Genomic DNA, 26,727 nt, shown 5'->3' on the forward strand with positions numbered 1-26,727 from the left:
CCTCACCGTCTAGACAGGTGAGTTTCCTCAGCTCTGGCCACCGGACGGAGCAAGCTATACATTTATGTGCCATAAGTGGGCCTGATCCTCGACTTCGTGCTGAGGATGCGTCACACTTGACGTGTGATCCCGGAGATTCCGGGGCGCTGCGCTGGGCATGGAAAGGCGGTACTGCAATGGCTGAGGAACGGAGTTCCAGCCGTCGCTTGAACCGTCGTCGTCGTGCGAACATCGACGGGGAAACCCAGTACGTGCGTGTCTCCATGTCGGAGCAGGAGCGGACCCGTCTTTACGTACTGGAAGAACAGACGGGGCGCAGCCCATCCGAGATTCTGGTCAGTGCTGCGCTTTACGCCCAGTCCTCCGATTCGCTCGCCGAGCGTCGCGCTCTGGCTACCGAGTTCATGGCGGCACGCCGCTACCTGGCTGCACTGTCCAACAACGTGAACCAGCTGGCGAAGCATGCCAATGCCACGGATGAGTTTCCCGAGGAAGCCCGCGTAGCCCTGGCACGTGTGCGTGCGATTGCCGAACGCATGAATGGCATCATCGACGGACTGGCCGGCTGATGATTCCGAACATCACCAAGGGCGACCGCATGGCTGGTCTGTTGGTTTATCTGGCCGGTCCTGGCCGGTCCAACGAACACACAGACCCGCACCTGGTGACCGGCTCCGCGCCCATCATGGCGTGGCACAATGACGACCAGCTGAACCGCGATGCAGCTCTGTCGATTGCGCATCAGCTCGACCAGGCAAAGAACGTTCTTGGTGTGGAGGTCAAGGGCGGCCATGTCTGGCATTGCTCGCTGAGTTTGCGCGCGGAGGAAGGCGGCCTCACCGACCAGAGCTGGGCCGAGATCGCCAACGAGTTCATGGATGAAATGGGCTTCACCGAGGCCAGCGGCAAGGCCCCCGTGTCATGGGTGGCGATCCGCCACGGGCATAGCAAGGCCGGCAATGACCACATTCACATTGCGGCTTCCATGGTGCGCGAGGACGGCACAAAATGGAGCAGCCACCTGGACTACAAACGTGCCCAGGAAACGGCCCGTGCGCTGGAGAAGAAGCACGGCCTGGAAGAGCTTTCTCCCGTCTACGCCATGCGTGGACTGCGTCCCGGTGAGCGCGAAGCAGCCGAGCGTCGCGGAGTGGAGGAACCGGAACGCCGTTCACTTGCCCGCAAGGTTCGGGCTTGCGCCACTGCCGCCCAGGACGAGGCTGAGTTTGTCCGTCGCTTCCGGCGCACGGGTGCCATGATCAAACCGCGTTACGCAGCTGGTCGTGATGACGTCGTAGTTGGCTACTCTGTTGCCGAACGTCCGCCCAAGGGAGGCCGGCCCGTATGGTTCGGCGGGGGCCACCTGGCCAAGGACTTGACCCTTCCGCGACTACGCGGAGCGTGGGCCGACAGTCCCGAGCTGGCAGACGGAGCTGTGGCCGAATGGGGAGCAGCCGCCCGTGGCCGGCGGCCCATCAATATCGGCCGTGAGGCGCACGAGCCAGATCCCCAGATGTGGGAGCAGTACAGCAACGAAGTAGCCCGGCTGCGGGAGAGCTTGCGAGCTGTCCCGATGGATGACCACGCGACCTGGGCGCAGGTTGCCAGGGAGACGTCCGGGGCGTTTGCAGCCTGGTCAACTGCCACGGAATCGACACCTGGACCGCTGGCAGCTGCGGCCGACGAATTGTCCAAGACGGCACAGCTGCGGCGATACCCCGCGCGACCGGTCCGCAGCGTCGGCCCGTCCGCCAGGGGCGCGTCACTGGTTCTCATGGCGGCCACCATGGGAGGAACCGGAACGGACGCGCAAGCGATCATGCTGCGCCAGCTGCTGAACGTGGCGAAGGCCGTCCATGACATGCACAAGGCGTCCAACGACCTGCGCAGGGCACGCCAGATCAGTGACCTGGTGAAGACGCAGCTGAGCCAGGTGGCAGCCGCGCTGCCTAGCGTCCCCGCATCAATGCCGGCGGTAGGCGGCGAGGCGGCGGAAGCTGTGCGGACGAGCGCGGCCGGCCAGACTCCGGCACGCTCCGCTGGCTCGGTGCTGCCGCCGAAGTACGAGCAGGCACGCACCCACGCAACCACCCGTGGCGGGACCACCCGCCCGGACATCGAGAGATAACACCAGGAGGGGGAACCATGAGTGAATCTGACGGCATTGACGAGGCTATTGAGGGAATGTCGCGCGTCGGGCTGACTGTCGCCGGCCGGCTTGGTGAGCAGGTGGCCAGGGCGCGCGAGCAGGCCTTGCGCCGCGCCCAGGCGATCGAGGAACAGCAGGCCCGTGAGTTGCAGGCCCGGTTCGACGCAGAGCGCGCAGCAGCCCGTGCACAGCTTGCACCAGTGATGGACAACCGGTGGTGGGACACGGCCAGTGGCCGCGACGTCGAGAGGGTGCACGAGGCGGCCACCGCGTGGAAGGACCACGACCCGGCGGCGCGCAGCGCGGCCGAGGTAATCCGAGACCAGGTGCAACGCCGCTACGGCTTGGACGTGGACAACCTGGGCGCCGACGATGTGTCGGTGGCTGCTGCCCTGGCGAAGGCCGAACGGGACCGCGAGCAGGCAGAGCAGGAGCGCAGCGCCGGCCGTGACGAGAACACCGAGGCCGCGCAGCTGCTGGCTGAGGCCGCCCGGGAGGACCAGGACCGCGAACAGGACGCGACCGAAGAGAACCAGCGGCCCGAGGCGTCGGCCGAAGAGGCAGGCATCAAGTACGACTCGGCCGAGCGCCGGCAGGAGCTGGCCGCCAGTCTGGAAGGCGTGGCCGACCGTGAGGCGGTCCAGGCACGGCTTAGCGCCGACCAGGACCAGGGCACCCCGCCCAGCGCGGCCGTGGCCACCGCACCCGGGCGCAGCCCGAAGGCCCGCAAGACGCGTGGAGCCAACGGCAAGACAAAGCTCTTGCAGAAGGGCCTGAGCCGCTAGGACTTCAAGGAGCAGGGGAAGGGGCCGGCACCCCCTTGGTGCCGGCCCCTTCTTGCGTGTCTGTCGTTGTTACGTCTGGTCCGGGACGTTCGTGGCTCTATCAGTCGCGTCCTTCTTGATGCTCCTGAATGTGGCAGCCATGGCCCGCATCGCCTCCGGGTCTTCGTCCCAATGGCGTCCGTTCCGGCTACAGGCACGGAAGGAGGTCACCTGGGACTCTTCCATAGCCTGGCGCAGTTCCATGCGCGCCGCCTGCAGATCGGCCTGCTGCTCAGGCGTCAGCGGTTCGCGTGGAGTGGCCCGAACCGCAGGGGCCGCTACTACCGCAGCTGGCGTCCGACGCCTTCTGAGCAAGTTCCGCAGCCCCATGTTCACCTCTCCTGATAGCAACAGCGTCCCGCCTTGGGATTAGGGAAACCATGCGGGACAACCCACACACTAGCAATCCGCTCTGACAACGACTCACCCCTTACATACACCGGAGCGCAGAACGCGTGGGGCCAAGGGCCAGACAAAGTTTCTGCAGAAGTGCATGAGTCGCGGAGGCTAACCGGATGGGCCGATGTTGACCATTAGGGTAGGAGAGGGCATTCCATGTGGGGAGCGCCTTTGTCAGGACAGGAGTGGAATGGCCACCAAGGTGTTGAACAGCAACCTCGCTGCTGCCAGGAAGGCACGGCAGGACGAGTTCTACACTCAGTTGCCGGACATCGAGCGCGAACTCAAGCACTATCGCAAGCATTTCAAGGGCAAGGTCGTCTACCTCAACTGCGACGACCCACGCGAGTCCCAGTTCTTCCAGTACTTCAGCTTTAACTTCGAGAAGCTCGGGATAAAGAAGCTGATCGCCGCGTGCTACAAGAGCCAAGACGTGGAGCGGTTCTCGAAGAGCGACAGCGAACGAGCCGTCTACTTGGAATACAGCGGAGACAAGGACGGCAATCGGATCCCCGACCTCGATGAGGTCGAAGTGAGGCACTTTGAGGGCGACGGGGACTTTCGCTCAGCGGAGAGCATAGCGCTGCTCGAGCAGGCTGACATCGTCGTCACTAACCCGCCGTTCTCGCTATTCCGGGAGTACGTCGCGCAATTGATCGATCATGACAAGAAGTTCATCATCGTTGGCCCCAAAGGCGCGGTGACGTACAAGGAGATCTTCCCCCTCATCATGCTCAACAAAATGTGGGTTGGTTACGGGTTCCAGTCGGGCAATGCCTACTTCAAGACTTCGCACTCGACCGACTACGCTAAGGGCGTCTTTGACGAGCAGACCGGGCTTGTGAAGTTCCGAAACGTAACGTGGTTCACCAACCTCGACATCTCCAAGCGACATGAAGAGCTCACGCTGTTTAAGCCCTACGACCCCGATCAGTCGCCGATGTATGACAACTACGACGCTATCGAGATCAGCCGAGTAGCTGACATTCCTGCCGACTATGACGGCGTGATGGGTGTACCGATCACCTTCCTAGACGCCTACAGCCCAGCACAGTTCGAGATCGTTGGGATCACCGACCGGGGAAACGAGTTTGGCCTCAAAACCAGGGAGTACACCAAGGCTGATACTCCCAACGCCGGTGATCTGAACCGACGCGCAGCGATCAAGCAGTCCAATGGCGTCCTCAAGAGCACTTATGCTCGGCTTCTCATCCGCCGCAAGGGAGCGACAGCATGAAGATCGAACTCCAGAAGATCCGGGTCCGAGACCTCGTGGAAGGCTACGAGGACAACGATGAGCTTGGCGTTCGTGCGTACGAGGGCAAGCTTGATGTGCGACCGCCTTACCAGCGCGAGTTCGTCTACAAGGACCATCAGCGCGACGCAGTCATCGAGACACTGCGTCGTGACTTCCCGCTGAACCTCATGTACTGGGCGGTTCGCGAAGACGGAACGTTCGAGGTCATTGACGGCCAGCAACGCACGATCTCGATCTGCCAGTACGTCGAGGGCGACTTCTCTATCCCAGTGAACGGGCATCAGCTCTCGTTTCACAACCTGCAGTCCGACCAGCAGGATCAGATCCTGGACTACGAACTCATGGTCTACCTGTGTGAGGGCAAGGACTCGGAGAAGCTCGAGTGGTTCAGGACCATCAATATCGCAGGCGAAGAGCTCACGGACCAGGAGCTGCGAAACGCGGTCTACCATGGCCCGTGGGTATCCGCCGCGAAGAAGTACTTCTCAAAGAACGGCTGCCCTGCCTATGCCATCGGCTCTGCCTACCTGACCGGAACTCCCATCCGCCAGGACTACCTCGAAACCATCATCAAGTGGGTGAACGGCGGTGATGTCGATGGTTACATGGCTGCGCACCAGCACGACTCGAACGCCAACCCGCTGTGGCTGTACTTCCAGAACGTCATGGCCTGGGTGAAGGCGACCTTCCCTAAGTGGCGCAGGGAGATGCGTTCGGTGCCGTGGGGGCTGCTCTACAACGAGTACAAGGATGCCAGCCTTGATCCAGTGAAGCTCGAAGCCGAGGTTGCCGCGCTGATGGCCGACGAAGACGTGACGAAGAAGCGCGGCATTTACATCTACGTTCTCAACGGCGAAGAGCGCAACCTGAGCATCCGCGCTTTCACCGATAACCAGAAGCGCGAAGCCTACGAGCGGCAGAAAGGCGTCTGCCCCGTCTGCACAAAGCACTTCGAGCTTGCTGAGATGGAGGCCGATCACATCACGCCATGGCACGCGGGGGGTAAGACAGAGGCCTCAAACTGCCAGTTGCTCTGCCGTGATGACAACCGCCGCAAGGGCGGAATCTAGCACTCTCCTGAGAGCTGTTTATGAGTTGAAGGCAGGGGTGCTGCAGCGAACACGTGGTCTGCCCTGGCCGTAGTTACTTTTTCTGCTTCGCTAAGGGATGTTGCTTCTGCTTAGGCGGGGAACCGGGCGCCTCCGGAGCCCTTCCCAAGGCAGCTTCGTGCCGGACAGGGTCGCGCAGTTCCTGGATCAGCGCGGCAATGTAGGCCTGCGTATAGACATGGTTGTTGTGTGCCTTGCTGTAGATACACCGTGAGCCGTCGGCATATTCAGCCGATGGACCCTGGCCCTTCTTTGGTCCGACGCTGTCCCTGTGGCGCATCTTGGTGAAGTCGTTAACTGAAAACCTGAACTTGGTTTGTTCTTCAATTGCGGCGGCTGCATTTTTCGGCAGCATCTCGTCGGCAAAGCCGCTGGCTTTGAGTTTTTCAATGATGAGGACTTTGCCCTGTCGTCCCTCGGCGTGTTTCTCTTCAAGTTCTTCCGGTGAGAGGTCCTTGGCATTGATGAACTTGAACGCGAGGTCTGCCTCGGACTTTGGTCCGATGATCGGTTGCAGCTGGATCCTGTATTCATAGCGCGGATCGTCACGCACGTTGTCGGGAAGACGGGCTTCGAACTCCGTGATGTAGGTCATCGCCTCCAGTGGAAGCCCCTTCCGGAGGGCCCGCTGAGCGTCCATCCCTTCCGGTGAGAGCGACTGCACAAAGACCGGAAAGCGGAGTTCCTCTGCGAGGGTTTCCTCCTTCCCGAACAGTCGGGTTAACTCGGCCTCGAAATTGATGACGTATGCATGGGCGAGGGCTGCCGTGGCGAGGACGAGGCTCCGGTCGTACCTGTGTTCCACGGAATTGCGAAAGTTGATGAAAAACTCGATGTTCACCCTGATGGGATCCTCGGGCGCGTAGACCGTGTCTAGGCAGGTTTGGAGGTCCCAAGACTGCTTTTGCCCGTACTTGTCTCGCTTGTAGAGGCGGCTGGCCTTCTTCTCACGAAAGTAGATGTTGGTCTTTTTCTGAATCAAGTGAGCGTGCATGAGGTTCTGCCATGCCAGGTGCATATGCACGACAAAATCCCCGAGGCTCTGGCGCTCACCCGGCCTGTTGTAGAAGTCAACGGCAACACAAGCCTGCCGGCGGGCCTCCTTCATCGTGTGCCACCAGTTATGTCGCGGCGCTATGGTGTCCCCCTCGTCCCAGATGCGGCCCCTTTGGCACCACATCTCTTATTCTCGCTGGTCAGCGATCACTAAGAGCGGATATTCATCACACGGCGAAAAGTACTGGCAGATGACCTCTCCTGGTCCCCGGTGGAGAGGTCCTAGAAAAGGCCTGCGGGTGGTTCCTCACACGGAAGCGGGACGAGCTTGGAACGGTGACCCTCGTCCGGGCTGCAGCCTTTGAATGGCCCATCGGCTGAGAGCAGCACGGACATGTGATGGTCTGCATGGTCGCGCCACCAAACGCTCATTCCCGTGGTTCCGTCCAGGCGCAGAAACTCCCATGCCCGCCAGAGAGCTTCCAGACGGCTGATCGCTTCCCCGTGTTTCCACCATTGCGGGCACCAGGTCACTCCGCCTTGCACGTTGAGCTGCCGGCGGTAGGTGGTAGCCAGCTTGTCCCTGACGAACTCTGCCACGTTCGGATAGAACAGCTCCGGCGCGGCCGCGTCGTCCTCAGATGGCTCGGTGGAGTCCTCTTTGTCGGACATCCCGGGGACGTTCCACAGGGGACCGCCTTCCGCCTCGTCGTCCCACTCCCCTAGGCCCTCACTCATCGGAGGCACCCGCAGCGATCCATCGGTTGCCGGCAGGGGCTGCCGGCCGGTTGGCCGGATCGTGTGCAGCGATTGAGGCCCGCACCGCTTCTGCATGCGGGCCGCTCATCCAAGGCACAGATTCCAGCAGTGCAGCGGGGGCACCCGAGGCGAACATGATTGCGCGGCCCCGAGGGAAGGAGGCCAGGTCCGAAACGTCCAGGGTGCGTTCCTTGCGGTCATCATCGTGGCTGTAGGAGGTGCCCTGCTTGGACCGGCTTTTGGTCATGTTGGAGTACCGGTACTCCCCCACCAGCTGCGCGAGCTCGTTCAGGAACTCGGCTTCGGCAACGCCGCCGCCGTAGACCTTGATGTTGGCTGCGCTCCACAACTTGCGCATCCCATCACGGCCCCAAACCTCCACGCCCTGGGACCAAGACTGGAGGATGGTCATCAGAACGATGCCCCGAGATCCGTAGTGGCTGTAGAGGTTCGGCAACTCGCGCCAGCGGCAGACGTTGGCCGCTTCGTCCAGGACGCCGATCATGGGCGTGCCCAACCGGCCGCCAGTTGAGTAAACGGCCAGCTCTTCGGCCGCCTCGACCGTGGCCACGGTCAGCGCCGTCACCAACGGGCCGGCGGTGCCCTTGCCCTCCTTGGAGAGGCTGTACAGCGTGCCCTTGGACCGGACGAACTCTGCCGGATCGAACTGCGGCCGCTCGTCGTTTTCGCCCTGCGGAGTCACCCACCGAGCGACTTGGCGGTTGGTAAGGCACGATGCCATTTGCAGCGCCGTACCGTACACGCCGCCACGCTGCTTCTCAGGCGCGTTGACGACGCCGCCGACCGCGTTGGAGGTCTGGAGGAATCCGTGGGCCTTGAGAATGTCCACCGCTTCGTCGTCCGCCGGCCTGGTCAGCCAGGTATGAACCTGCGTGATCGGCCGGCCGTCGAGAGCGGCCGCGAGCAGCAGGCCGGCCAGGAGATCCTGGCCGGCAGGATCGAAATAGGCATCCGTTTTTGCATCCGGGCCACGGGAGCCGGCGGCGAAGTGGTCAGCCAGGCGGGCCGCCCGCACTTCGTCCGTGACGTAGCTGAGAGGGTTCCACCACCAGCTGGGTTCCTCGAGGGCGACCGCCTGGGGATCGAAGACCCACACCGGCCCATCAGCGGCCCGGACGTCGCGCGTGCCGTCAACGATGTCCCGCTTGTTCGAGGTCACCAGGGCAGCTCCCGGGGCGGCGAGGATTGCCGGGATTGCTCGGGAGGTTGTCTTGCCCGTCCGGGGCCCCCAGACATCGATGTGCATGTCTTCCCAAGAGCCGTAGACCATCTGCCCGCCCAGAACCGTTTTGCCGACCGGGACACCAGGTGAGCCTTTGACGCCCAGGCGCTCGGCCGTTGCCGTCGCCCCTCGCAGGCTCAGCGCCCGCAGATCCCGGCCCTTGGCCATGTGCTGGGCGGCGACGTCCACCCGCGTTCGCTTGGAACGGCGGCGCAGCACGGCGCGCACCACCAGGACCGCCAGAGACACGATCACGAGGCCGAAGCCGATCAGAACGCCTGTGGCGGCCGCCGGCCAGGTGACCTTGTGCGTAAACAGGCTGATGACCAGTTCAAAGGGGTTGGCAGGCAGCTTCTGGCCGTCGCCAGCAATCATCGACCCCAGGTGAACGGCCCCGGTCACCGAGCCGACCCCCAGCACGACTACGGTGATGAAGATCCAGAGCAGGATCGTCTCACCGGTGAGCTGGGACCGCTTGCCGCTGTTTGGTGCACCCATCAGTTTTCCCCTTCGTCGTGCCAGCGCTTGTTCGTGTCGTGCAGGGATTCCTCCACGCTGGTCAGCTTGAGTGCCACCGGGACACCTGGGCGGCCGCCGACTTTGAAGAGGAACTTTCCCAGGCCAGGGCGGACGCGCTTGCGCGAGCCGCCGACGTCCGTCCACGACCCGGGATCGGCCCAGGAGATGAGACGGGCCTGCTCGGCACGCGAGAGCGTGACGGCCTTGTTCAGCTTCTCCATTTCGCCGCCGGGCAGTGCCCCGCAAACGACCATGCCCGAGCGTTCCACGAAGCCGCGGGCCTTCATCCGCTCGGACTCGCTGGGCAGGGCTTCCAGGTCACTCATGGTGTGCGTGATCATTGCCTGGCCAACGCCCTCGGTCCGGTTGAGGCGCGTCAGCGAGTCAACGCGGTCCACCATGCCTTCACCGGAGCGCAGCGCCCGCCACAGCTCGTCCATGACGACGAAGTAGTTGCGACGTGGCTCCAGGCCGGCGTCGGCCAGAGTGTGCGCTACCTGGACGGTGGCGAACCCGGTTGACCAGCAGGCCAGCAGCGAGGCTGCCTGAATGTCCCGCTGCGTGTCGGAGATCCCCGAGAGGTCGAAGACGACCGGCTTGGTGAGGTCCATCGGCTGGTCGGTGGGCTGGGAGAACATGTCCGAGAACCGGCCCGAGCCGTCCAGCGAGTACAGCGACTGGCGCAGTTGGTCCGTCGCGTCCAGGTATCGGCTCATGTCGCCACGGTCCAGGGCAATTGCGCGCAGCTCGTTGGGAGCATCCTTGATGACCTCGATCAGATCCCCGATGAGGGGCACCCGGTCCAGGCGCTCGTCCAGGATGTGCAGTGCGCGGTCGATTAGAGATTCCTCGTGCGCGCTGGGCTTGGCGTTGCGCACAATCGTGATCAGTGCCGTGATCATGTTCAGGCGACGGTTGTGCGAGTCCGCCATGAGCTGTTCGGCCAGCTTCTCCGCCTTCACAGCTGCAGCGAGCAGCTGCGCGGCCGCTTCCTGGTCTCTGGCCCGGCTGGCTTTTGCCCGGTGTTCTTCGGCCGAGGCGAGCAGCCGGACAGCCGCGCCCGTGGCTTCGCCAGGGTCCAAGACGTTGAGGTGACCACGGCCCGGCCCCAGGCTGATGACCTGGCCGCCGAGCGCACGGATGAGATCAACATAGTCCGGCTTCAAATCGCCCAGGATCAACGGGTTGATCTCCCGACCAGCAAGACCCAGGACGATGTGCCGGACCAACGTGGACTTGCCGTAGTGCGGCAGTCCGAGGACGAACATCGACGGATTGTTGATCATGCCGTGCATGAACCAGCTGATGGGATCTCCCCCGAAGGGCGCCCCGGTGTCGGTGTGGACGCCGATCGGCACGCCCACAATGGGCGTGCCGCTGCCGCCCACGAAGGGCCACAGCCCGCAAACCTGGACGGAGGTGCCGCGCCACTCGTCGGCGGCCGTGACGTATACGGCTTCGCCCTGCCCGCGTCCGCGCCAGCCTCGAAGGCCTGGCCGGCGAACGACGGCGGCCGGCAGAGTGCGGGTGCCGGCGGGAGTGTGCTTGTGCTTGGTCTTGCTACCGAACATCACATGGCCTCGCGGATCTCTTCGGGCACCTTCAAGTGCTTGGGCAGGACCAAGCCAAGCGGCAGGGATGCGGCAAAAGCCGAATCCTGGGAGCCGTAGACCCGTCGCAGCAGCAGGCGGGCTGACGGGCCGAGGTTGCCCTCTACGACGGCCACAGCGTCATCCAGAGCGCTGGAGGAAAGCACCGTCGCCGTGACGACCATGCCGAAGTTCACCAGACCGGCCCCCTTGGCTTCTTCCGCAGCCGTGGCCGTCGCTGCGCGGGCGTCCACGAGAGCGCGCGCCGTAGGCCGGCTGGTCGATGAAGCCCGCGTGAGGGCGTTGGTCTGGTCAGACTCCACAATGGCGGCCGCCCGGCCCGACTCAATGGGCCGGTACAGCAGCGTGACGCGCTTGCGGGCGATCTCCCCGTGAGGGGCGACGAGACGGGCGAGCACGGACGCCAGGACGTGGCCGCGCGGTGCTCCGGTCATCGTCCAGGACACCGAGTGCCCGGAGTCGTGCCGGTAGCTGTCCCAGCTGGCCTGATGTGCCGAAGGCCCGACCTCGCCCCAGGCCAGGTCAACAGGCGTGCCCTGGTAGTGGGCTTCATCAATAAGACGCGCGGCGGCAGGATCGTAAGCGACCCGCACAACTTCGCACAGCTCCTGAGCATTCAGCGGCGCGCATGCGCCGGCACCGGTGGATTCCAGACGTTCCGTCAGGCCGGGAAGACGCGAGGCGAGATCGCGTGCGATCTCATCGGCGGTCCGGCGCTTGCCGCCGGCCCTGGCTGCTGCGCTGAACGTCAGCGCGACCCAAGCGCGGATCGTGGCCGACCCCTGCGGGTACGTCTCCAGGGCCTCTCTCAGCATTGCCTTGGCAATGGCAGGGGCATCCTCATGGATATTCGACTCGACTTCCCGGCGCAGGCGCGCCCCGGAATCCGGCGCGGTCTCTACGGTGACCGATGCGGCTACGACGGCCGGCTCATTCGACAAGGACGCCAGCCAGCCTCCCCAGTTGGCCACCCAGGCATCAATCTGCTCCGGATCGACCAAAGACGCGCCGTCAGGCTGCGTGCCGAAGACCACCGTGTAGTGAGCGGTGGACGGAAGGTGGATCAACGCGAACGGCCGGCCGTAGGAGTCCGCGAACTCGTAGAGCTTGGAGCCGGCGGCGATCCCCGGCAGCTGATACTCGCCCCAGGGGGTCAGACCCAGCGGCCCGGAACGGTAGAGGTTCGCCTTCTTCCGTCGCGCCGAGCGGAACGCCAAGCGGGCAAAGGCTCTTTCGCCCACGGACTTGTTGTGCTTGTCCGTCACCGAGACAGTGGCCAGCGCCATGCCGAGGACGAGCAAAGCCACCAGGCCGGCGGCCCAACCACCGACGAAGAAGCAGATCACCGTGACGATAAGGCCGATGAAAAGGCCCGCCGTGGCAAGACCGCCCAGAGTGCCGATACCGGCCTTGCGCGGCCGACGCCAGTTGCCATAGGTCGGTTCCACGTATGTGTTTTCGATAGCCGCCATGTCAGGCACCCCCCGTTGATTCTTCGCTTATGTTCCTGACGGCCCCGGCGGCCGCCTGGCCGGCCTCAAGGCCTTTCTGGGCTGCCATCACGCCGACGCCCACGGGGCCGGCTGCCGCTGCAGCTCCACCAGCCGCAGCGCCACCGCCGGCGGCCGCGCCACCAGACGAAGCTCCACCGCTGCTAGCCGCAGCCGCTCCAGTTCCTGCCTGTGCCCCGCTCGCGGCGGGCGCTGTTGAAGAGGCTCCCTGGCCACCCGTCTTACCAGCCGTGCCGTTCGTCCCTGCTGTGCCCTGGCTCCCGGTGCCCGAAGGCCCCTGAGAGCCAGAAGACTGGTTCGATGAGCTGCTCGGCGTCGTGCTGGCCGTTCCACCGCCACCCCGACCGGCACTACCCATGTTGATAGCGCCAGAAGCCAGCCCGCCGACAGCACCAGCAGCAAGGGCACCGCCTCCGCCGGCGACGGCCCCAACCATCGGCGTCACGAACCGCATGAGGGCCGGCATAGCGAACAAGGCAATGACCATCAGCGCCAGGCCCGTAACTGTCGTCAACAGTGCAGACCCGAAGTCCTTGCCGTCGCCACCGTTTCCGAAGATCTTTGCCCCGCTGAGGCGGAACGCTGTTGCGTAGATAATGGCGGCCGCCGGCTTGTAGAGGATGAAGGCGATTAGCCAGGCCGTGCACTTCTGGAACCAGCCTTTGCCGGCCTCGGTGTTGGTAAAAGCTGCCGCCGTGGGGAAGATCCCCGTGAGGACAACGAGCAGGCCGCCACGCACGATCATGAGCACGATCTGGAGGACGGAGGCGAGAATCGCAATCAGCCCCAGGAGGATGATCATGATTGAGCCGATCGGGCTAGTGGCCGAGAGTGCCAACATCCCAGTGATGTTGTCGTTGAACGACGTTCCATCCGTGGAGTTGTTGATGATCCAGGCAGAGAACTGATCTGCCGAGACGGTCAGCAACCCGACCGCTGCCACGCCGGCCCCGGAGACGACGATCAGCGTTGCGAGCGAACGGGCGAGATCCCTCAGGGGCGCTCCCCTGCGTTCAATGATCATCTTGGCTGCACCCACCAAGACGGACAGCACAGCTAGAGCAGCCGTCCAGAAGTAGAGGCTGTTCTGCAGGAACAACACCGGATCACTCGCCGTGGATCCACCCGGCACCGTCGTCAGGCTAGGCGTCCCCACGTTTACCCAGAACGTCCCGAGCGTCTTAACGGTCTGTCCTACGGCATCGGCAATCGCCTTGGCCATGTTCTTGACCGAATCGTTCGCGGCATCCTCGATTGCGGCCCCCGCATGGCATAGAGGATTGAATGCGTTCCATCCTGAGCAGTCAGCCATTACACACCGGCCCACTCGATGTAGCCGCTAAGGTCCGCGATCTGCCGCGCCCCAGTGTCCCCGGTGGCAGGAACGACGACCTTCCAATCCCCGCCAAACCACTGCAGCGGAACGGGGATGGATACGAAGGCTCCGTTGGCCCCCTTGAATGCAAGATCAATGACGGTCCGGTCACCGTCATAGGAGCGAACTGTGAATCCCGCGAGCTGGGCAGGAACAGATTCCGGCGCGGCAGTAGGCGAAGACTTCAAAACAGCGTCACGTTCCGGCCCCGGAACAGCAAGCTGTTCGTAGACCAGATTCGCTTTGCCTGATCCTGAGAGCGCAGCTACGTTTACGGCTGCGTACAAGGCCCCAGTTGGTGAGTGCGCAAAGCACGACCGAAGGCCGTTCGGTTCCGTCTTTCCAGGACCGAACTGCTTAGGCGACGTCGGTGCAGCAATCTTTCCGACCAGTTCCCACTTGGCGTCGGCCGGCGCGGTGGCCGGCTTGGCCTGGTCACCGGACGGTAGGCCGCACACGCTGGCGGCCGACGTCGCGCTGGGCTGGCTGCTACCGGTACTAGGTCCGGCGTTGCTCGGCTCAGGTGACGGCGTGCCGCCACCCTTGGGAACCAGGGCCAGGATGATCCCAAGCGCAACAATGATCGCCACGACAACAGCCGAGATGATGAACTTAGGCTTGGTCAACGGGCTTTGTTCTTCGTTCACTGTCGGTTCCGTCATGGCTCGATTCCTCCTTAGACCAGAGCGCCGACGACGCCGCCGGCGGAGGCTGCGAGGATGCAGCCACCCAGGACCCAGGCAAGACGGCCGGCGTGCTCGCCGCCCTCACCACGACGGTTGTTGATCATCATCGCTCCGGCGGTGAGCAGGATGCCGGCAACGGCCAGGCCGAAGACGATCCAGGCCACCCACTTGAGGATCGTCAGCAGGCCGGCGGAGCCGGGAGGGGCTTCGCCTGTGCCCGGGTTCGGGATCTCGGTAATGACAAAGCTGGACCATTCCATGGCCTTGGAGAAAAGCATTGGTTTTCCTCTTTCTAGTTAGCCGGGAGTCCGGCAGCGGTGTTTATTGCGATACGCACCTGGTCAAGCACGGTGCGAGCTTCCTTTGGAAGTTCCTCGGGCAGGACGTCGTGACCGAAGCGCCACGCCTCGATCCACGGGAAATGCCACAGATGCGGTACTCCCCCGCCGACGACCCGGGCGAACTCGCGGATCTCCTTGGGGAGGCGGCCAGGAGCGTCGGCCAGAACAACAAGGCCGGCAATGTGGATTCCTGGAATACTGCCCGATGCCCATTCAGTGGCGGCCAGCTGCGCGGCGCGCAGGCCCGACATGTTGGACCGAGCTACGAGGACGACGGTGGAACCAGTGGCCGTGATGGGCCAGTGGTGCTCAGCGGCCCTGGTGTTCTTGTCCAAGCGTGCGAGCGACGTTTCGCCCGCTCCGCCATGAACGCCCAGCCACCAGTAGTCCGGGGTGATTCCCAAGACGTTCCAGCGAGGCAGCCTGTCCGCGTGGTCTGGCTGCGGAACGCTGAGCTGAGGCCTGGTGGCCCCTGTGGGCGTGAAGGCTGGCGGCTCTTCAACGGCGGTAGTTGGTTCCTCCACAGTCTCAGCGCCGAAGGTCACCCACCGATTTTTAGAGATTGACATTTCACATCCCCCTGTCATTTCCGCAAAGATCGTATCTGTACCACCCGACACGAAAGGCCAACAGTGACCCCCAACTGCAACTTTAATACCTTTCAATCACCTTTAGTACATCACAGTACCAATATCTGGGCTACGATGAACCTATGCGGTGGGACGGACTGAGCGTGGACCCTAAATACCTAGAAGCACTCTTCGCCAAGTACCCGGAGCGTCTTACGCCTCAGGACCTTGAAGAGATCTTCGGGCTGTCCCGAAACACGGTCTATCGGTGGCTCCAGACCGGAGTGATTCCGGCCTACCAAGTCGAGAAAACATGGCTAATCGCCAGAGATCAAGTCAAAGACTGGGTGTGGGAGAACCGGAACACGCTTCGCGACGGCAAGACGCCACGAGCCGGCGAGGACCAAGCCCAGGTATAGCAGCCTTAAATGTGAGGGGGACACATGCAGTATCAAAAGACCGGGCCGGTGCTGGTTATTGGGGCGATTCTCGCCCCGATTGTGCTGGTTCTGTCCATCATCCTGTTCGGCGGCGGCTCGCAAGCCGCCGCCGACGTCTGTTCGCCCAGCGGCGGCAGCGTCAGCGTTGACGAAAGCAAGCTGCCCAAGGTTGCCGTTGCCAGCTACCAGGGCGAACAGCTCAAGAACGCCGCCCTGGTCATCAACGCCGGAAAAGCCCTGGGCTTGTCTGCCCGAGGGCAAACCATCGGCGTCATGACAGCCATGGGAGAGTCCGGCCTGCGCGTCCTGGACTACGGCGACGGCCCTGGGCCGGACTCCAGAGGCTTGTTCCAGCAGCGCGACAACGGCGCGTGGGGTTCCTACCAAGACCGAATGAGCCCCACGACGTCCGCAACCAACTTCTTCAAGGCCCTGCAGAAGGTCAGCGGCTGGGAAAAGCTCGAACCCACCACAGCCGCGCACAGGGTTCAGCGCAACGCAGACCCGTTCCACTATCAGTCCTACTGGCCGGCAGCAGTGGAAGTCGTGGCCGCCCTGGGCGACGTCAAGACCACCGATGCCGGCGGCGAAAGCTCCTGCGGCATCCCCGGTGAGTCCGGCAAGGGTGACGACCTGCCGTGGCGGACAGCCCAGATCTACCAGCCCTCCCCCCTGGGCATGTACAACCGCGAATGCGTCGACTTCGCCCTCTGGCGCGTGAACCAGCAGCTGGGCAGCAACAGTGCGCCCTACAAGATGCTCAACGGCACCTTCCGGCCTGATGGTGGCGTGCTCGGCTCCGCTCTCACCTGGAAGGACGGGTGGGACGCCAAAGGCTGGCCCACCGGCAAGACGCCTCGCGTCGGCGCTGTCGTCTGGTACGCCCCCGGCGCAGGCGGCGCGGACGGCACCTACGGCCACGTCGCCATCGTGAAGGCCGTCAACGGCGACGGCAGCTACCTGGAAGAGGGCTACAACGGCAACCCCGCCCCGAACGACCACACCTACTACACGCGCACGGTCCAGAACGGCACTCCAAGCGCCTTCCTGTACCTGCCTGGCAGCAACTACTAACCGGAGGAACCATGAAACGCGCTCTGACAGCCCTTGCGGCCGTGCTCGTGTGCACGGCCTGCGCCCCAGTGTCCAACACAACACCCGCGGAGACGCCGCAAAGCACGTCCGCCACTGCCCCAGCAACGCTCAGCGCCGGCGGCCAGTCCCAGGCTCCGGGAGGCACCGCCCCGGCCACCCTGGGCATTGCCTGGGACGAGCCAAGCAAGGCCGCCGCCCTGGAAACCGCGACCAAGGCCATGACGCTCTACGCCCGCCCCACAGTCACCGACAAGGTCTGGATCCAGGAACTGGGCCAGCTCCTGACGGCCAAGGCCGCAGCCGATTACCAGTATGTTGACCCGGCCAACATCCCAGCCAACAAGATCACCGGGGCCGGGCAACTCAAGATCGACGAAAGCAACGGCTTCGGCTGCCATGTCGTGTTCCCGACCGATGCCGGCGACTACGACGTGCAGCTGCTGCGCAGCGCGGCCGACAAGCCCTGGCAGGTCAACCGCTTCACACCCCCGAACGGCACCAAGTAAGGACAGATGATGGAAACCCAAGCACTCGACTTCCCTAAGATCGACGCCGTTCTGCGCGCCAACGGAACCGGCGAGGTCACAATCAATGGCACTTCCCACGCGATCCAAGCCGAGGACGAGGCCGCCGTCCTCAGCCAGGCGCTGCAGCTCATCACGGATACCGCCGCTCAGCTTGGCCGGCCTGTAAGGGTCAGTACCACTGACCCGGACGGCCAGGGCCTCATCGTCGTCTCTCCCGAGGGCATTGTCAGCGAGGCTGCCCCTGCCAAGCCCACCCCCCGGAGGCAGCAAGACCCGGCGCAGGCCGCCGCCGCCCCCGCACAGCAGGCAGCGGCTCCCGTAGAGCCGGCCGCCAAGGAAACGCCGGCCCCCGCGGCCCCCGTCACCTTCACCGAAGCTGTCAACCACGTCCAGGAACCCTCGACGGCTGCCACGGCAGCTACCCCGGAACCTGTCACGCGTCGGAGCCTCAAAGAGACTTCGTTCCTGGTCAGCGCACCCGTGCTGGAACCGGCTACGCGCGGCTGGCGCGGTGCGCTCACCCGCCTGGGCTTCCGCATGGAACCGTCCCCCGACGAACTGGCCGAGCGTGAAGATATCCGCACGGTGAGCCAGCACTGGCCCGGCCCCCGCACGGTGGCCGTCGTCAACCGCAAGGGCGGAGCGAACAAGACACCCACCGTCGTCATGCTCAGTGCGATCCTGGCCCGCTACAGCGGCGCGGCCACCGTCGCCTGGGACAACAACGAGTCCCAGGGGACACTCGGCTGGCGGACCGAGCAGGGCAGCCATGACAACAGCGTCCTTGACCTCATCGACTCATCCCAGACGCTGCTCTCCCCCAGCACCAACGCGGCCGAGATCGCTCGATTCGTCCACCACCAGACCTCAGACAAGTTCGATGTCCTGCGCTCAGACGAGAACGAGGAAGGCGACCACGAAGTGACCGCCGAGGAAGTGGACATTGCCCACCAGGTGCTCACCCGCTACTACCGGCTGATCGTCATGGACTCCGGCAACACCGCCCGCTCGGCAAACTGGCGGCGCATGATCCACCACACCAACCAGCTCGTGGTCCCTGTGACAGCCATTGAGGACCGGGCCGAGGCCGCCCGGCTGACCCTCCAGACGCTTGAATCCCGGGGCGGCCACGACGCCGAGCTGGCACGTAACGCCGTGGTGATCGTCTCCGAGTCCACCGACGCCAAGCGCAGCATGAGCGGCGACGCGCTCAAGCGCGCCAAGGACGAGGCCCGCCGGATCGCTGACGGCTTCGCCCCGCACGTCCGCGCCGTCGTCCGCATCCCCTACGACCCCGCACTGGTCAACGGCCCCATCCGCTACGATGCCCTCCAACCCGCTACCCAGCGGGCCTGGCTGGCCGCAGCGGCCGCCGTCGCTAAGGGGTTTTAGATGCGGCTTGAAACGACACGCCGCACCGTATGCTCAGCTCCCGGCGTTTCAGAAACTAACGTGAGGGACATGGCATTTCAGAAACGCGCACGCGGAGGGCGACCTTCTAAAGGGGACCGTCACGTTCTGACTACCCGGCTCCCCGTTGCAGACGCAGAAAAATTGTTCGCTGTGGCAGATCACCAAGGGCAGTCAGCTAGTGAGTTCATTGCTCATGCCGTTGCTGAAAAGCTCGCTGCCATTGATATGGCGTCCGTTACCGGCCAAGGGGAACTGCCTATCGGCCGCATCGCCTCTTAAACGAAGAAGGCCCACCGTGAGGCGGGCCTTCGTCTGAAGTTATAAAGCTCTACACCCACTTGCTTGGCGGCTCTCGGGTGAAGGGCTCCCACAGTCACACCCTCTTTTCAGAAAGGTACTGCATGGGCTCTAGTGTACATGCGCGCCCTTTAAACGACAGTGATTCACGGCCTTTTCCGCGCCAACGCCGTGTCAACCGCGCGCGCGAAACCGACTCGGCAGTGGTCCTGGCCTCAGTACCCAAGGGCAGCGTGCGGGCTGCACATGGCCGGCAGACCATGGGCGCGCTGCTTACACACGAAAAGTTCGCCCTGCGCAACCGGAACGGCCGCGCCACCATCGTCGCGGTGCTCGGGGCCCTCATCGAGCGAGCCGACTACGAGAGCATGACCGCACGCCCGGGCTGGGAAGCACTCATCGAGGCCACGGGGACGTCCAGGACGACCGTGGCGCGTGTCCTGCGCCTCCTGGCCTCCTGGGGCCTGATCGGCCGCGTAGCGTCCGGCAGGCAGGCCAAATACGCCGCAGCCGGCCCGGACGGGGAACGCATCAACGAAGCAGCCGTCTACGTTCTGTGCGCGCCGTCGCCGCTGGCGCTTGTGAACAAAGTTGGCACCCCTCCCGCCCTAGGCGGTTCTCACCTTAAAGAGAAAGAGTTAACCCATACACGCGCGCGAGGAAAAAGCTCTCAAACCGACGTGGCTCCGCCACGGCTCATTCCTGCAGGCGCCGCAAGCGGCGCACCTCCCGCCCAGGTGCCTTGGCGTCCAGAACTGCTGTGGCCAGCTCACCGGACGCCAAACCGCCATGGACAGCGTGTGGCCGCCGCGTCCGAGATCCGCTACCGAAGCTTTCCCCTGCGTTGCATGACGGTCAAGGACGTCGCCAGCTCCTGCCGGGACTTCTTCCTGGCGGGCTGGACCGTCGCAGACATTCTGCACGCCCTCGATTGGCGACCTGACGGCACGCTGTGGCCGCACAGCGGCGCACCGGACACCAAGGACGCCTGGAGGATGCGCGGCTGGCTGAGGCACCGCCTCAGCGCCTGGCGCACCGAGGCCGGCGAGCCGCTGCGCTCCCGCGATCAGCAGGAAGCGGCCCGAGCCGCCGCTCTCCGCCGGGAGCAGGAGGCCGAGCGCCGGCGGATTCTGGAGCGCCAGGCTGAGCGCGCGGCCCAGCTGCACGCCGGCGACTCCCCCGCCAAGGTCACCGCCATTGCGAAGATCCGGGCCATGTTCGATGCCAATAAGCACCAACATTCCGGCCGGCGCGCGGCCGCGCAGCCGAACCAGCAGGGTCTCCTCGATGGGTAGCCTCTCGCCCACATGTGCACAGCAAAAGCTCTATCCTTCGGGCTTTTCCTGCACACATGATGGACGACAGGAACCAGCTGACCGCCTGCACACAACCGCCAGGTCACCACGGGCAGGAACCTCACCCAGGGGTGGCTTGTGAAAAAGTGAAATATCCGACTGTGAGTCTTGATGTGGCTGGTCTGGGACTGGCTGGCAGGGTTGGTGTTGGTTGCCTGTCCCGGTGGTGGCTCGATATCCGACTGGCCGCGCTTCGCGTGCCTTCCTAGCGACTTGCCCGTACCGGGGTGGGCGGCCGACGCCGACCTGGCCCACCTCAATGGCTTGATCAGAGGATTGCCCAACCCTTGGGTTGTGGCCCGTCACAGTACTGCCTTGGAGTGATCTCTTCCCAGTCCGACGTCGGCCGCTTTGCGACCGGACTGTTGCCCCTCATGGAAGGAATCCGATCACCTTGACCATCGTCGCGCACGCACACCCATTCGTCATTGGCGTGGATACCCACGCCCGCACCCACACCCTCGCCGTCGTGTCCGCGTCGACGGGCGAGCAGCTCGCCTGCGAGCAGTTCCCAGCCACTGCCGCCGGCATGAAGCGGGCGATCGACTGGGCGGGCCGCCGCACCGTCGGGGACCTCTCCACGCTGTGGGCGATCGAGGGCATCGGCACCTATGGCGCCAAGCTGGCCCGCATGACTGCGGAGGCAGGCTATCCGACGGTCGAAGCTCCGCGAACGAACACGCGGTCCCGCCGCGGGCTGGGCAAGTCGGACCCGCTGGACGCCCAGGCGATCGCCACCGCTGCCCTGTCGACCGATGTCACAGCGCTGCGTCACCCGCGTCAGGACGATGGGACACGCGCGGCCTTGCGCGTGTTGGTGGCGGCCCGGGACCAGATGACGGTCGAGCGGACCGCGAACGTGAACGCCCTGCTCGCGCTCGTGCGGACGGTGGACCTCGGTATCGACGCCCGCAAGCCCCTCAACGCCGCCCAGATCGACGAGATCGCCCGGTGGCGCGCACGCAGCGAGAGCCTCGCCCCCGCGACCGCTCGGGCCGAGGCCGTCCGTCTCGCCAAGAGGGTCCTCGCCCTCACTACGGAGCTCGAAGACAACCAGAGCCGGACAGCCGAGCTTATCCAGGCCAGCGAGGCAGCGCCCCTCCTGGACGAGACCGGGATCGGCCCGGTTATCGCTGCAGTTGTGCTCACCGCATGGTCCCATCCCGGCAGGGTCCGCTCCGAGGCAGCCTTCGCCGCTCTGGCCGGGGTGAACCCCATACCGGCATCGAGCGGGAACACGACCCGGCACAGGCTCAACCGTGGCGGCGACCGACGCCTCAACCGGGCACTCCACCAGGCCACCATCGTCAGAATGACCCACGACCCCGGAACCCGCGCGTACGTTGAACGCCGCACCGCCGAAGGCAAGACCCGACGCGAGATCCGTCGCTGCCTCAAACGCTATCTCGCCCGCCATCTCTACCGGACCCTGAACACCCTCCACGCTCAATCCACAACGCCTTGACAGATATAGAAGAGTCGCTAAGGTTTTGCCGGGCGTCGTAGTGGCCTGTATTTGCCGGGTTTGATGTGGTTGGCGCGCCAGTTCGCGTGTCCGGCGCCGCCGAGAACACCCAGCGTTCCGGCAATGACGACAGCGATAAGGTAGCGGGCCGCGTGCACCCGCATGGCCCGGGACCGGGCAATATCCACGGTTATCGCCTGCGGTGGCGGGGACCAGGTCCGGTTCCGGACCCACCCTGACACGCCGACTACGATGGAAAAAGCTGCGGAGGCGGCGCAGATGCTTACTGCCAGCCACAAGGGGATCGTTGCCGGCACCGATGCGCAGGCGCCGAGGGCGAAGATCGCGTAGAAGGGCCCGGATGGTCTGAGACCCATCCTGTCCGCGACCAGGGATCCTGCCACGGCAAACAACGACTCGACAAGGACGAGTACCCAGGGCTGGGCCCTGGCTACGGAGAGCAAGACACCGACGGCAAGGCCGGAAGTGAGAAGCAACGCGGCGCGCCCCTGATGGATAAGCCGCGGGCGGTAAGTGTCATTCCGGCCGTACATGGCGGTGAACCCGCCGAAGACGGCATAGATGCTCAGCTCCGGACGTCCGAGGGCGAGCAGAACCAGGAGCGGGACGCTGACGCTAAGGCCAACACGCAGGGCGGGGAGGTGATCACTCTGCGCAGGTCCTATCCGGGCGACTTCCTTCGCGTGTTTAAAGACCTGTCGCACATCGCTGATTTTAGCGGCTAAACCCACCCCGCGTTCGCCGGAACTTCCCGATGCCGTGAGTCGCTCCGAGGCTCTCCGCAAGTGCAAAGGAGCGGTCGCCGTTAGTAGTGCCCCATTAACCTGGTGTAACAGCCCGGGCTCGGTACCGACAGTGTCATCCACCTCGTCTGGACGCCCAAAGCCAGAATTGAAGTAGTCGACGCGTTGACAGCCACGTCGAGAGTCACGCCCGGACGAGTCCCTTTCCGGACGCTTGGGGGTGACAGCGATTTCCACTGGGGATATTTTCCGTGCCAACGTCCGGGACCGGACGCCGCTGAGCCTCTGGTTGTTGGGCCTGGCCATCGCCGGGCATGCCGTGATCTCCTAGCTTTTGTACGCCGGGCTGTTCGTCCAGATACCGGCGCCCCCGGGGAACTGCGCCAGGCAGGCGAGCTGATGTATTACGTCGGCCACCTCGGCGTAACTGCTCCTCGCCTTCGCACTGGTCTCGAGCTGGCGGCCCACCGCCCGGCGCCGGCGACCGCTCCCGCGGCGGAAGTCAGTTCCCAAACCTGAGCATTAGCGCCGATCGGAATTCATGCGGAACCCTGCCACGGCCGCGGAACCAAGCTCTCTCAATAGTCCTTGTCCTCGCAAAAGACCGACTACTACACTACTAAGTAGGCTTCCTAGTTGAGCCCCTTCCGTCCATGCCATCCACAACTTCCTGAGGAGCAAGCCCGTGCGCGAAGAGAGCAAGATAGACATTCCCGGCGCCGCCGCCGTCGAACCACCGACTGTGGATGAACCCACGACGCCCCGCGAACCGCTGCCGCCCAAACCGGACCAGCAAGGCCCCGAAGCCGTGTCTCCGACCGGCACTCCGACCGGCGCCCCGGTCCATTCGCGCGCCCAGTCCGGTCCCTACCTGACCACCGCGCAGGGGCTCCGGCTCGGCGACACGGACCACTCCCTGAAGGCGGGGCGCCGGGGTCCGGTGCTGTTGCAGGACCACCATCTTCGCGAGAAGATCACCCACTTCGATCACGAGCGGATTCCGGAGCGGGTGGTCCACGCCCGCGGGGCCGGCGCCCACGGCATCTTCCGCTCCTACGGCACGGCCGCCAACATCACCCGCGCAGGCTTCCTGGCCAAGGACGTCGAGACCCCGGTCTTCGTCCGCTTCTCCACGGTGCTCGGTTCCCGGGGCTCGGCCGACACGGTCCGGGACACCCGCGGCTTCGCCACGAAGTTCTACACCGACGAAGGCACCTTCGACCTGGTCGGGAACAACATCCCGGTGTTCTTCATCCAGGACGGCATCAAGTTCCCGGACATCATCCACGCCGGCAAACCCCACCCGGACCGGGAAATCCCGCAGGCCCAGAGCGCGCACGACACCTTCTGGGACTTCGTCTCGCTGCACACCGAGGCGCAGGCGCACACCATGTGGAACATGTCCGACCGTGCCCTGCCGCGCTCCTTCCGCACCATGGAGGGCTTCGGCGTCCACACCTTCCGTTTGGTCAACGCCGAGGGCAAGACCAGCCTGGTGAAGTTCCACTGGAAGCCCAAGCAGGGCGTGCACTCGCTCGTCTGGGAGGAAGCGCAACTGATCAACGGCATGGACCCGGACTTCCACCGGCGGGACCTTGCCGATGCCATTGAGGCGGGCGCCTTCCCGGAGTGGGAACTGGGCGTGCAGGTCTTCCCGGACACCGAGGAGGAGTTCTTCGAGGGCATCGACCTGCTGGACCCCACCAAGTTCATCCCCGAGGAACTCGCCCCGGTGCAGCCGATCGGCCTGATGACGCTCAACGCCAACCCGGTGAATTACTTCGCCGAGACGGAGCAGGTCGCCTTCCACCCCGGCCACCTCGTGCCCGGGATCGACGTCACGAACGACCCGCTGCTGCAGGTGCGCCTCTTCTCCTACATCGACACCCAGATCAGCCGGCTCGGCGGCCCCAACTTCAGCCAGCTGCCGATCAACCGACCGCACGCACCGGTCAACGACATGCTGCGCGACGGGATGCACCAGACCGCGGTCCACGGCGGAACCGCGCCCTACCACCCGAACTCCCTGGACGGCGGCTGCCCCTTCCTGGCCGGTGCCGACGTCGGCGCCTTCATCGATGTGCCGGAGGAACTCGCGGCAGCGGTGAAGGAACGGAAGTCACCGGCCTCCTTCGACGACCACTACAGCCAGGCCCGCCTCTTCTTCCGCAGCCTGGCGCCCGTGGAGCAGGACCACGTCATCCAGGCCTACACCTTTGAATTGGGCAAATGCCGCGAGCAGGCGATCCGTGAGCGGCAGCTGCTGGCGCTCGCGAACATCGACGCCGGCCTGTGCGCGGCGGTGGCCGCGGGGCTGGGAATGGAGGCCCCCGCAGCCAGCGAAGAGGTCCCGGACACGGCCCCGAGCCCGGCGGTTTCGCAGCTGGGCGGCAGCTGGCCGGTGGCAGGCCGGGTGGTCGGGATCGTCGCGGACGCGGACAGTGACCTCGACTCCGTCCAGGCGGCCCGGGAAGCATTGTATTCTGCCGGGATCGTGCCGCTGGTGATCGCGCCGGCGGGCGGGTTCCTGGGCGGGCCCGACGGCGGGATCCCGGTCCAGCGCAGTTACCTCACCGCGCGCTCCACCGAGTTCGACGCCGTCCTGGTGGCGGGCTCGGGTGCGCCGGCAAAGGACGCGGCGGCGGGCCGGGACGCCAAGGCCGGCGATCCGGGAGCCGCCGTCGACCCGCGGCTGGTGCTGCTCCTCGCCGAACTGTTCCGGCACTCCAAGGCAATCGGCGGCTGGGGAGAGGCCTTAAGCTGCCTGAATGCGGCCGGCATCCCGCAGGACGCTGCCGGCCTGGCACTCGGAGAGAGCCCCGCGGATGTGGTGCCACGGCTCACTGAGCTGCTGGCGGCGCACAGGGTCTGGGACCGGTTCCCGGCGGCAGGCGCCTAGCAAACAGCTTAACTCCCCACCCTCGCTCGCAGGGACGGGGCACCAGCCCCGTCCCTGCGCAACCACCGGTGTCCCGGCAGCGCAATGCGGATGCCCCCTGCATCCGGCGGAATCCCCGCCGACAGCCGACATCAATCACCAATTAGGTCATCTTTTATTTACGTATTTCCCTCGGTAAGGCTACCCTTGGTTCTTAGGGCCACCTTAGGTCGCAACTATTACCGAGAGAATCCAGATGACCGCGAACTTCCTGATCGGCCTCCGCGAGGGCCTTGAAGCCGCTCTGATCGTTGTGCTGTTGCTCGCCTACGTGTCCCGCACCGGACGACGCGAGCTGGTTCCCCGCATCTGGGCCGGCGTCGGTCTGGCTGTTACGGTCTCCATCGGCTTTGGCGCTCTCCTGAGCTTCGGTCCGCGCGGACTCACCTTCCAGGCGCAAGAAGCGATCGGGGGCAGCCTGTCCATTGTTGCCGTCGCGCTCGTCACCTGGATGGTCTTCTGGATGGCCCGCACGTCCCGGACTCTCGGCAGCGACCTCCGCGGCAAAATCGACAAAGTGGCCGACGGCGCAGCGTGGGGGCTCGTCGCCGTGGCCGCGCTGGCCGTCGGACGCGAAGGGCTTGAAACGGCCCTGTTCCTCTGGGCCGCGGCGCAGGCGACCGGGCAGTCGACCACACCGCTGCTCGGAGCGGTGCTGGGGCTGGCCGCGGCCGCCGGGCTTGGCTGCCTGATCCACCGCGGGGTCCTGCGCGTGAACCTGGCCACGTTCTTCACCTGGACCGGCGCGGCCCTCATCGTGGTGGCCGGCGGCGTCCTGGCCTACGGCATCCACGACCTCCAGGAAGCCGGCCTGCTTCCGGGGCTGCACGCCCTTGCTTTCGATGTGTCGGCATCCGTACCGCCTTCGTCCTGGTACGGCACCCTGCTGAAGGGAACCCTAAACTTCTCCCCCGCCACCACCTGGCTCGAGGCTGCCGCCTGGGTCCTCTACGTGGCGCCGGTCATGGCGCTCTACCTGCGTTCCACCCGGCGCGGCACACGCCGCACCGACGCTGTGGCCGCACCGGCCGGCGGCACGTCGACGTCCGTCACCGTCTGAACCCTCTCACCCTTTCCCGCCGCAC

23 protein-coding genes and 1 pseudogene are annotated in these 26,727 nt (G+C 64.8%); 14 read left to right on the forward strand and 10 right to left on the reverse strand.

All coding sequences use genetic code 11. The features are described from left to right. Window positions 1-176: 176 nt before the first annotated feature. The 5 genes from mobC to AC1MFL_RS21095 all read left to right on the forward strand — a co-directional run bounded on the left by mobC (window position 177) and on the right by AC1MFL_RS21095 (window position 5,700). Window positions 177-569 carry a plasmid mobilization relaxosome protein MobC gene (mobC, locus tag AC1MFL_RS21075; RefSeq protein ID WP_479815944.1) on the forward strand — a complete coding sequence of 131 codons (393 nt, stop codon included), beginning with the start codon at window positions 177-179 and terminating at the stop codon, window positions 567-569. Then, window positions 569-2,128: a relaxase/mobilization nuclease domain-containing protein gene (locus AC1MFL_RS21080; protein ID WP_479815946.1), complete on the forward strand. Its 1,560-nt coding sequence runs from the start codon at window positions 569-571 to the stop codon at window positions 2,126-2,128. The genes mobC and AC1MFL_RS21080 overlap by 1 nt, the downstream gene beginning before the upstream one ends. 17 nt (window positions 2,129-2,145) lie before the next feature. Then, window positions 2,146-2,934: a hypothetical protein gene (locus AC1MFL_RS21085; protein ID WP_479815948.1), complete on the forward strand. Its 789-nt coding sequence runs from the start codon at window positions 2,146-2,148 to the stop codon at window positions 2,932-2,934. A 628-nt stretch (window positions 2,935-3,562) separates the two neighbouring features. Then, entirely contained in the window at window positions 3,563-4,609 is a 1,047-nt protein-coding gene (locus AC1MFL_RS21090) for an adenine-specific methyltransferase EcoRI family protein (RefSeq protein ID WP_479815950.1), read from the forward strand. Next, the gene (locus tag AC1MFL_RS21095) at window positions 4,606-5,700 is read left to right on the forward strand and encodes an HNH endonuclease family protein (RefSeq protein ID WP_479815952.1); all 1,095 of its coding nucleotides are present in this window, start codon (window positions 4,606-4,608) and stop codon (window positions 5,698-5,700) included. Before AC1MFL_RS21090 ends, AC1MFL_RS21095 begins: the two co-directional genes overlap by 4 nt. A 73-nt stretch (window positions 5,701-5,773) precedes the next feature. Here the strand turns inward: AC1MFL_RS21095 and AC1MFL_RS21100 are convergent, their stop codons facing one another. The 9 genes from AC1MFL_RS21100 to AC1MFL_RS21140 form a co-directional block, all read right to left on the reverse strand. Next, complete coding sequence (locus tag AC1MFL_RS21100; RefSeq protein WP_479815954.1) at window positions 5,774-6,847, reverse strand: DUF3644 domain-containing protein; 1,074 nt, start codon at window positions 6,845-6,847, stop codon at window positions 5,774-5,776. A gap of 170 nt (window positions 6,848-7,017) precedes the next feature. Next, window positions 7,018-7,407, reverse strand: coding sequence for a DUF4913 domain-containing protein (locus AC1MFL_RS21105; RefSeq protein WP_479815956.1), 390 nt, complete (start codon window positions 7,405-7,407; stop codon window positions 7,018-7,020). Window positions 7,408-7,465: 58 nt separating this feature from the next. Further along, entirely contained in the window at window positions 7,466-9,235 is a 1,770-nt protein-coding gene (locus AC1MFL_RS21110; protein ID WP_479815958.1) for a type IV secretory system conjugative DNA transfer family protein, read from the reverse strand. Continuing rightward, entirely contained in the window at window positions 9,235-10,827 is a 1,593-nt protein-coding gene (locus AC1MFL_RS21115; protein WP_479815960.1) for an ATP/GTP-binding protein, read from the reverse strand. The genes AC1MFL_RS21110 and AC1MFL_RS21115 overlap by 1 nt, the downstream gene beginning before the upstream one ends. Further along, the gene (locus AC1MFL_RS21120) at window positions 10,827-12,338 is read right to left on the reverse strand and encodes an SCO6880 family protein (RefSeq protein ID WP_479815962.1); all 1,512 of its coding nucleotides are present in this window, start codon (window positions 12,336-12,338) and stop codon (window positions 10,827-10,829) included. The genes AC1MFL_RS21115 and AC1MFL_RS21120 overlap by 1 nt, the downstream gene beginning before the upstream one ends. Window position 12,339: 1 nt before the next feature. Continuing rightward, window positions 12,340-13,689, reverse strand: a complete 1,350-nt coding sequence (locus tag AC1MFL_RS21125; RefSeq protein WP_479815964.1) for a TrbL/VirB6 family protein — start codon at window positions 13,687-13,689, stop codon at window positions 12,340-12,342. After that, window positions 13,689-14,414, reverse strand: coding sequence for a DUF8175 domain-containg protein (locus AC1MFL_RS21130; RefSeq protein WP_479815966.1), 726 nt, complete (start codon window positions 14,412-14,414; stop codon window positions 13,689-13,691). The genes AC1MFL_RS21125 and AC1MFL_RS21130 overlap by 1 nt, the downstream gene beginning before the upstream one ends. A 14-nt stretch (window positions 14,415-14,428) precedes the next feature. Beyond that, complete coding sequence (locus tag AC1MFL_RS21135; RefSeq protein ID WP_330193820.1) at window positions 14,429-14,716, reverse strand: hypothetical protein; 288 nt, start codon at window positions 14,714-14,716, stop codon at window positions 14,429-14,431. A 14-nt stretch (window positions 14,717-14,730) separates the two neighbouring features. Next, window positions 14,731-15,324, reverse strand: a complete 594-nt coding sequence (locus AC1MFL_RS21140) for a DUF6668 family protein (protein ID WP_479815968.1) — start codon at window positions 15,322-15,324, stop codon at window positions 14,731-14,733. A gap of 188 nt (window positions 15,325-15,512) precedes the next feature. On the opposite strand from AC1MFL_RS21140, the gene AC1MFL_RS21145 reads away from it, so the two are divergent. The 6 genes from AC1MFL_RS21145 (at window position 15,513) to AC1MFL_RS21170 (ending at window position 21,940) form a co-directional block, all read left to right on the forward strand. Continuing rightward, a complete protein-coding gene (locus tag AC1MFL_RS21145; RefSeq protein WP_479815970.1) occupies window positions 15,513-15,767 on the forward strand; it encodes a helix-turn-helix domain-containing protein in 255 nt (84 codons plus the stop codon). A 24-nt stretch (window positions 15,768-15,791) separates the two neighbouring features. Next, window positions 15,792-16,862: a CHAP domain-containing protein gene (locus AC1MFL_RS21150; RefSeq protein WP_479815972.1), complete on the forward strand. Its 1,071-nt coding sequence runs from the start codon at window positions 15,792-15,794 to the stop codon at window positions 16,860-16,862. A gap of 11 nt (window positions 16,863-16,873) precedes the next feature. Beyond that, on the forward strand, window positions 16,874-17,389 hold the full coding sequence (locus AC1MFL_RS21155; protein ID WP_479815974.1) for a hypothetical protein: 516 nt from the start codon (window positions 16,874-16,876) through the stop codon (window positions 17,387-17,389). 6 nt (window positions 17,390-17,395) lie between these two features. Next, a complete protein-coding gene (locus tag AC1MFL_RS21160; RefSeq protein ID WP_479815976.1) occupies window positions 17,396-18,802 on the forward strand; it encodes a MinD/ParA family ATP-binding protein in 1,407 nt (468 codons plus the stop codon). A 578-nt stretch (window positions 18,803-19,380) separates the two neighbouring features. Continuing rightward, entirely contained in the window at window positions 19,381-20,415 is a 1,035-nt protein-coding gene (locus tag AC1MFL_RS21165) for a hypothetical protein (protein WP_479815978.1), read from the forward strand. Window positions 20,416-20,869: 454 nt separating this feature from the next. After that, complete coding sequence (locus AC1MFL_RS21170) at window positions 20,870-21,940, forward strand: IS110 family RNA-guided transposase (protein ID WP_479812340.1); 1,071 nt, start codon at window positions 20,870-20,872, stop codon at window positions 21,938-21,940. A gap of 17 nt (window positions 21,941-21,957) precedes the next feature. Here AC1MFL_RS21170 and AC1MFL_RS21175 read toward each other — a convergent pair whose 3' ends face one another. Further along, window positions 21,958-22,665 carry a hypothetical protein gene (locus AC1MFL_RS21175; protein ID WP_479815980.1) on the reverse strand — a complete coding sequence of 236 codons (708 nt, stop codon included), beginning with the start codon at window positions 22,663-22,665 and terminating at the stop codon, window positions 21,958-21,960. 235 nt (window positions 22,666-22,900) lie between these two features. Between AC1MFL_RS21175 and AC1MFL_RS21180 the strand changes: the two are divergent. The 3 genes and pseudogenes from AC1MFL_RS21180 to efeU all read left to right on the forward strand — a co-directional run. After that, window positions 22,901-22,990, forward strand: a pseudogene (locus AC1MFL_RS21180) (adenylate kinase); the annotation flags it as partial. Between the two features lie 399 nt (window positions 22,991-23,389). Then, a complete protein-coding gene (locus AC1MFL_RS21185) occupies window positions 23,390-25,603 on the forward strand; it encodes a catalase (protein WP_479815982.1) in 2,214 nt (737 codons plus the stop codon). A gap of 235 nt (window positions 25,604-25,838) precedes the next feature. Continuing rightward, window positions 25,839-26,702 carry an iron uptake transporter permease EfeU gene (gene efeU / locus AC1MFL_RS21190; protein ID WP_479815984.1) on the forward strand — a complete coding sequence of 288 codons (864 nt, stop codon included), beginning with the start codon at window positions 25,839-25,841 and terminating at the stop codon, window positions 26,700-26,702. Window positions 26,703-26,727 lie beyond the last annotated feature (25 nt).

The sequence above is a fragment of the Arthrobacter sp. BG3 genome, assembly GCF_056680185.1.

What these genes read in the sequence shown, in the direction of transcription:
- AC1MFL_RS21110 (WP_479815958.1), bottom strand. Translation starts at nt 9,235, where the DNA reads ATGGGTGCACCAAACAGCGGCAAGCGGTCCCAGCTCACCGGTGAGACG.
- AC1MFL_RS21095 (WP_479815952.1), top strand. Translation starts at nt 4,606, where the DNA reads ATGAAGATCGAACTCCAGAAGATCCGGGTCCGAGACCTCGTGGAAGGC.
- AC1MFL_RS21120 (WP_479815962.1), bottom strand. Translation starts at nt 12,338, where the DNA reads ATGGCGGCTATCGAAAACACATACGTGGAACCGACCTATGGCAACTGG.
- AC1MFL_RS21115 (WP_479815960.1), bottom strand. Translation starts at nt 10,827, where the DNA reads ATGTTCGGTAGCAAGACCAAGCACAAGCACACTCCCGCCGGCACCCGC.
- AC1MFL_RS21100 (WP_479815954.1), bottom strand. Translation starts at nt 6,847, where the DNA reads ATGAAGGAGGCCCGCCGGCAGGCTTGTGTTGCCGTTGACTTCTACAAC.
- mobC (WP_479815944.1), top strand. Translation starts at nt 177, where the DNA reads ATGGCTGAGGAACGGAGTTCCAGCCGTCGCTTGAACCGTCGTCGTCGT.
- efeU (WP_479815984.1), top strand. Translation starts at nt 25,839, where the DNA reads ATGACCGCGAACTTCCTGATCGGCCTCCGCGAGGGCCTTGAAGCCGCT.
- AC1MFL_RS21165 (WP_479815978.1), top strand. Translation starts at nt 19,381, where the DNA reads ATGGGCGCGCTGCTTACACACGAAAAGTTCGCCCTGCGCAACCGGAAC.
- AC1MFL_RS21135 (WP_330193820.1), bottom strand. Translation starts at nt 14,716, where the DNA reads ATGCTTTTCTCCAAGGCCATGGAATGGTCCAGCTTTGTCATTACCGAG.
- AC1MFL_RS21150 (WP_479815972.1), top strand. Translation starts at nt 15,792, where the DNA reads ATGCAGTATCAAAAGACCGGGCCGGTGCTGGTTATTGGGGCGATTCTC.
- AC1MFL_RS21090 (WP_479815950.1), top strand. Translation starts at nt 3,563, where the DNA reads ATGGCCACCAAGGTGTTGAACAGCAACCTCGCTGCTGCCAGGAAGGCA.
- AC1MFL_RS21080 (WP_479815946.1), top strand. Translation starts at nt 569, where the DNA reads ATGATTCCGAACATCACCAAGGGCGACCGCATGGCTGGTCTGTTGGTT.
- AC1MFL_RS21160 (WP_479815976.1), top strand. Translation starts at nt 17,396, where the DNA reads ATGATGGAAACCCAAGCACTCGACTTCCCTAAGATCGACGCCGTTCTG.
- AC1MFL_RS21085 (WP_479815948.1), top strand. Translation starts at nt 2,146, where the DNA reads ATGAGTGAATCTGACGGCATTGACGAGGCTATTGAGGGAATGTCGCGC.
- AC1MFL_RS21105 (WP_479815956.1), bottom strand. Translation starts at nt 7,407, where the DNA reads ATGTCCGACAAAGAGGACTCCACCGAGCCATCTGAGGACGACGCGGCC.
- AC1MFL_RS21155 (WP_479815974.1), top strand. Translation starts at nt 16,874, where the DNA reads ATGAAACGCGCTCTGACAGCCCTTGCGGCCGTGCTCGTGTGCACGGCC.
- AC1MFL_RS21125 (WP_479815964.1), bottom strand. Translation starts at nt 13,689, where the DNA reads ATGGCTGACTGCTCAGGATGGAACGCATTCAATCCTCTATGCCATGCG.
- AC1MFL_RS21130 (WP_479815966.1), bottom strand. Translation starts at nt 14,414, where the DNA reads ATGACGGAACCGACAGTGAACGAAGAACAAAGCCCGTTGACCAAGCCT.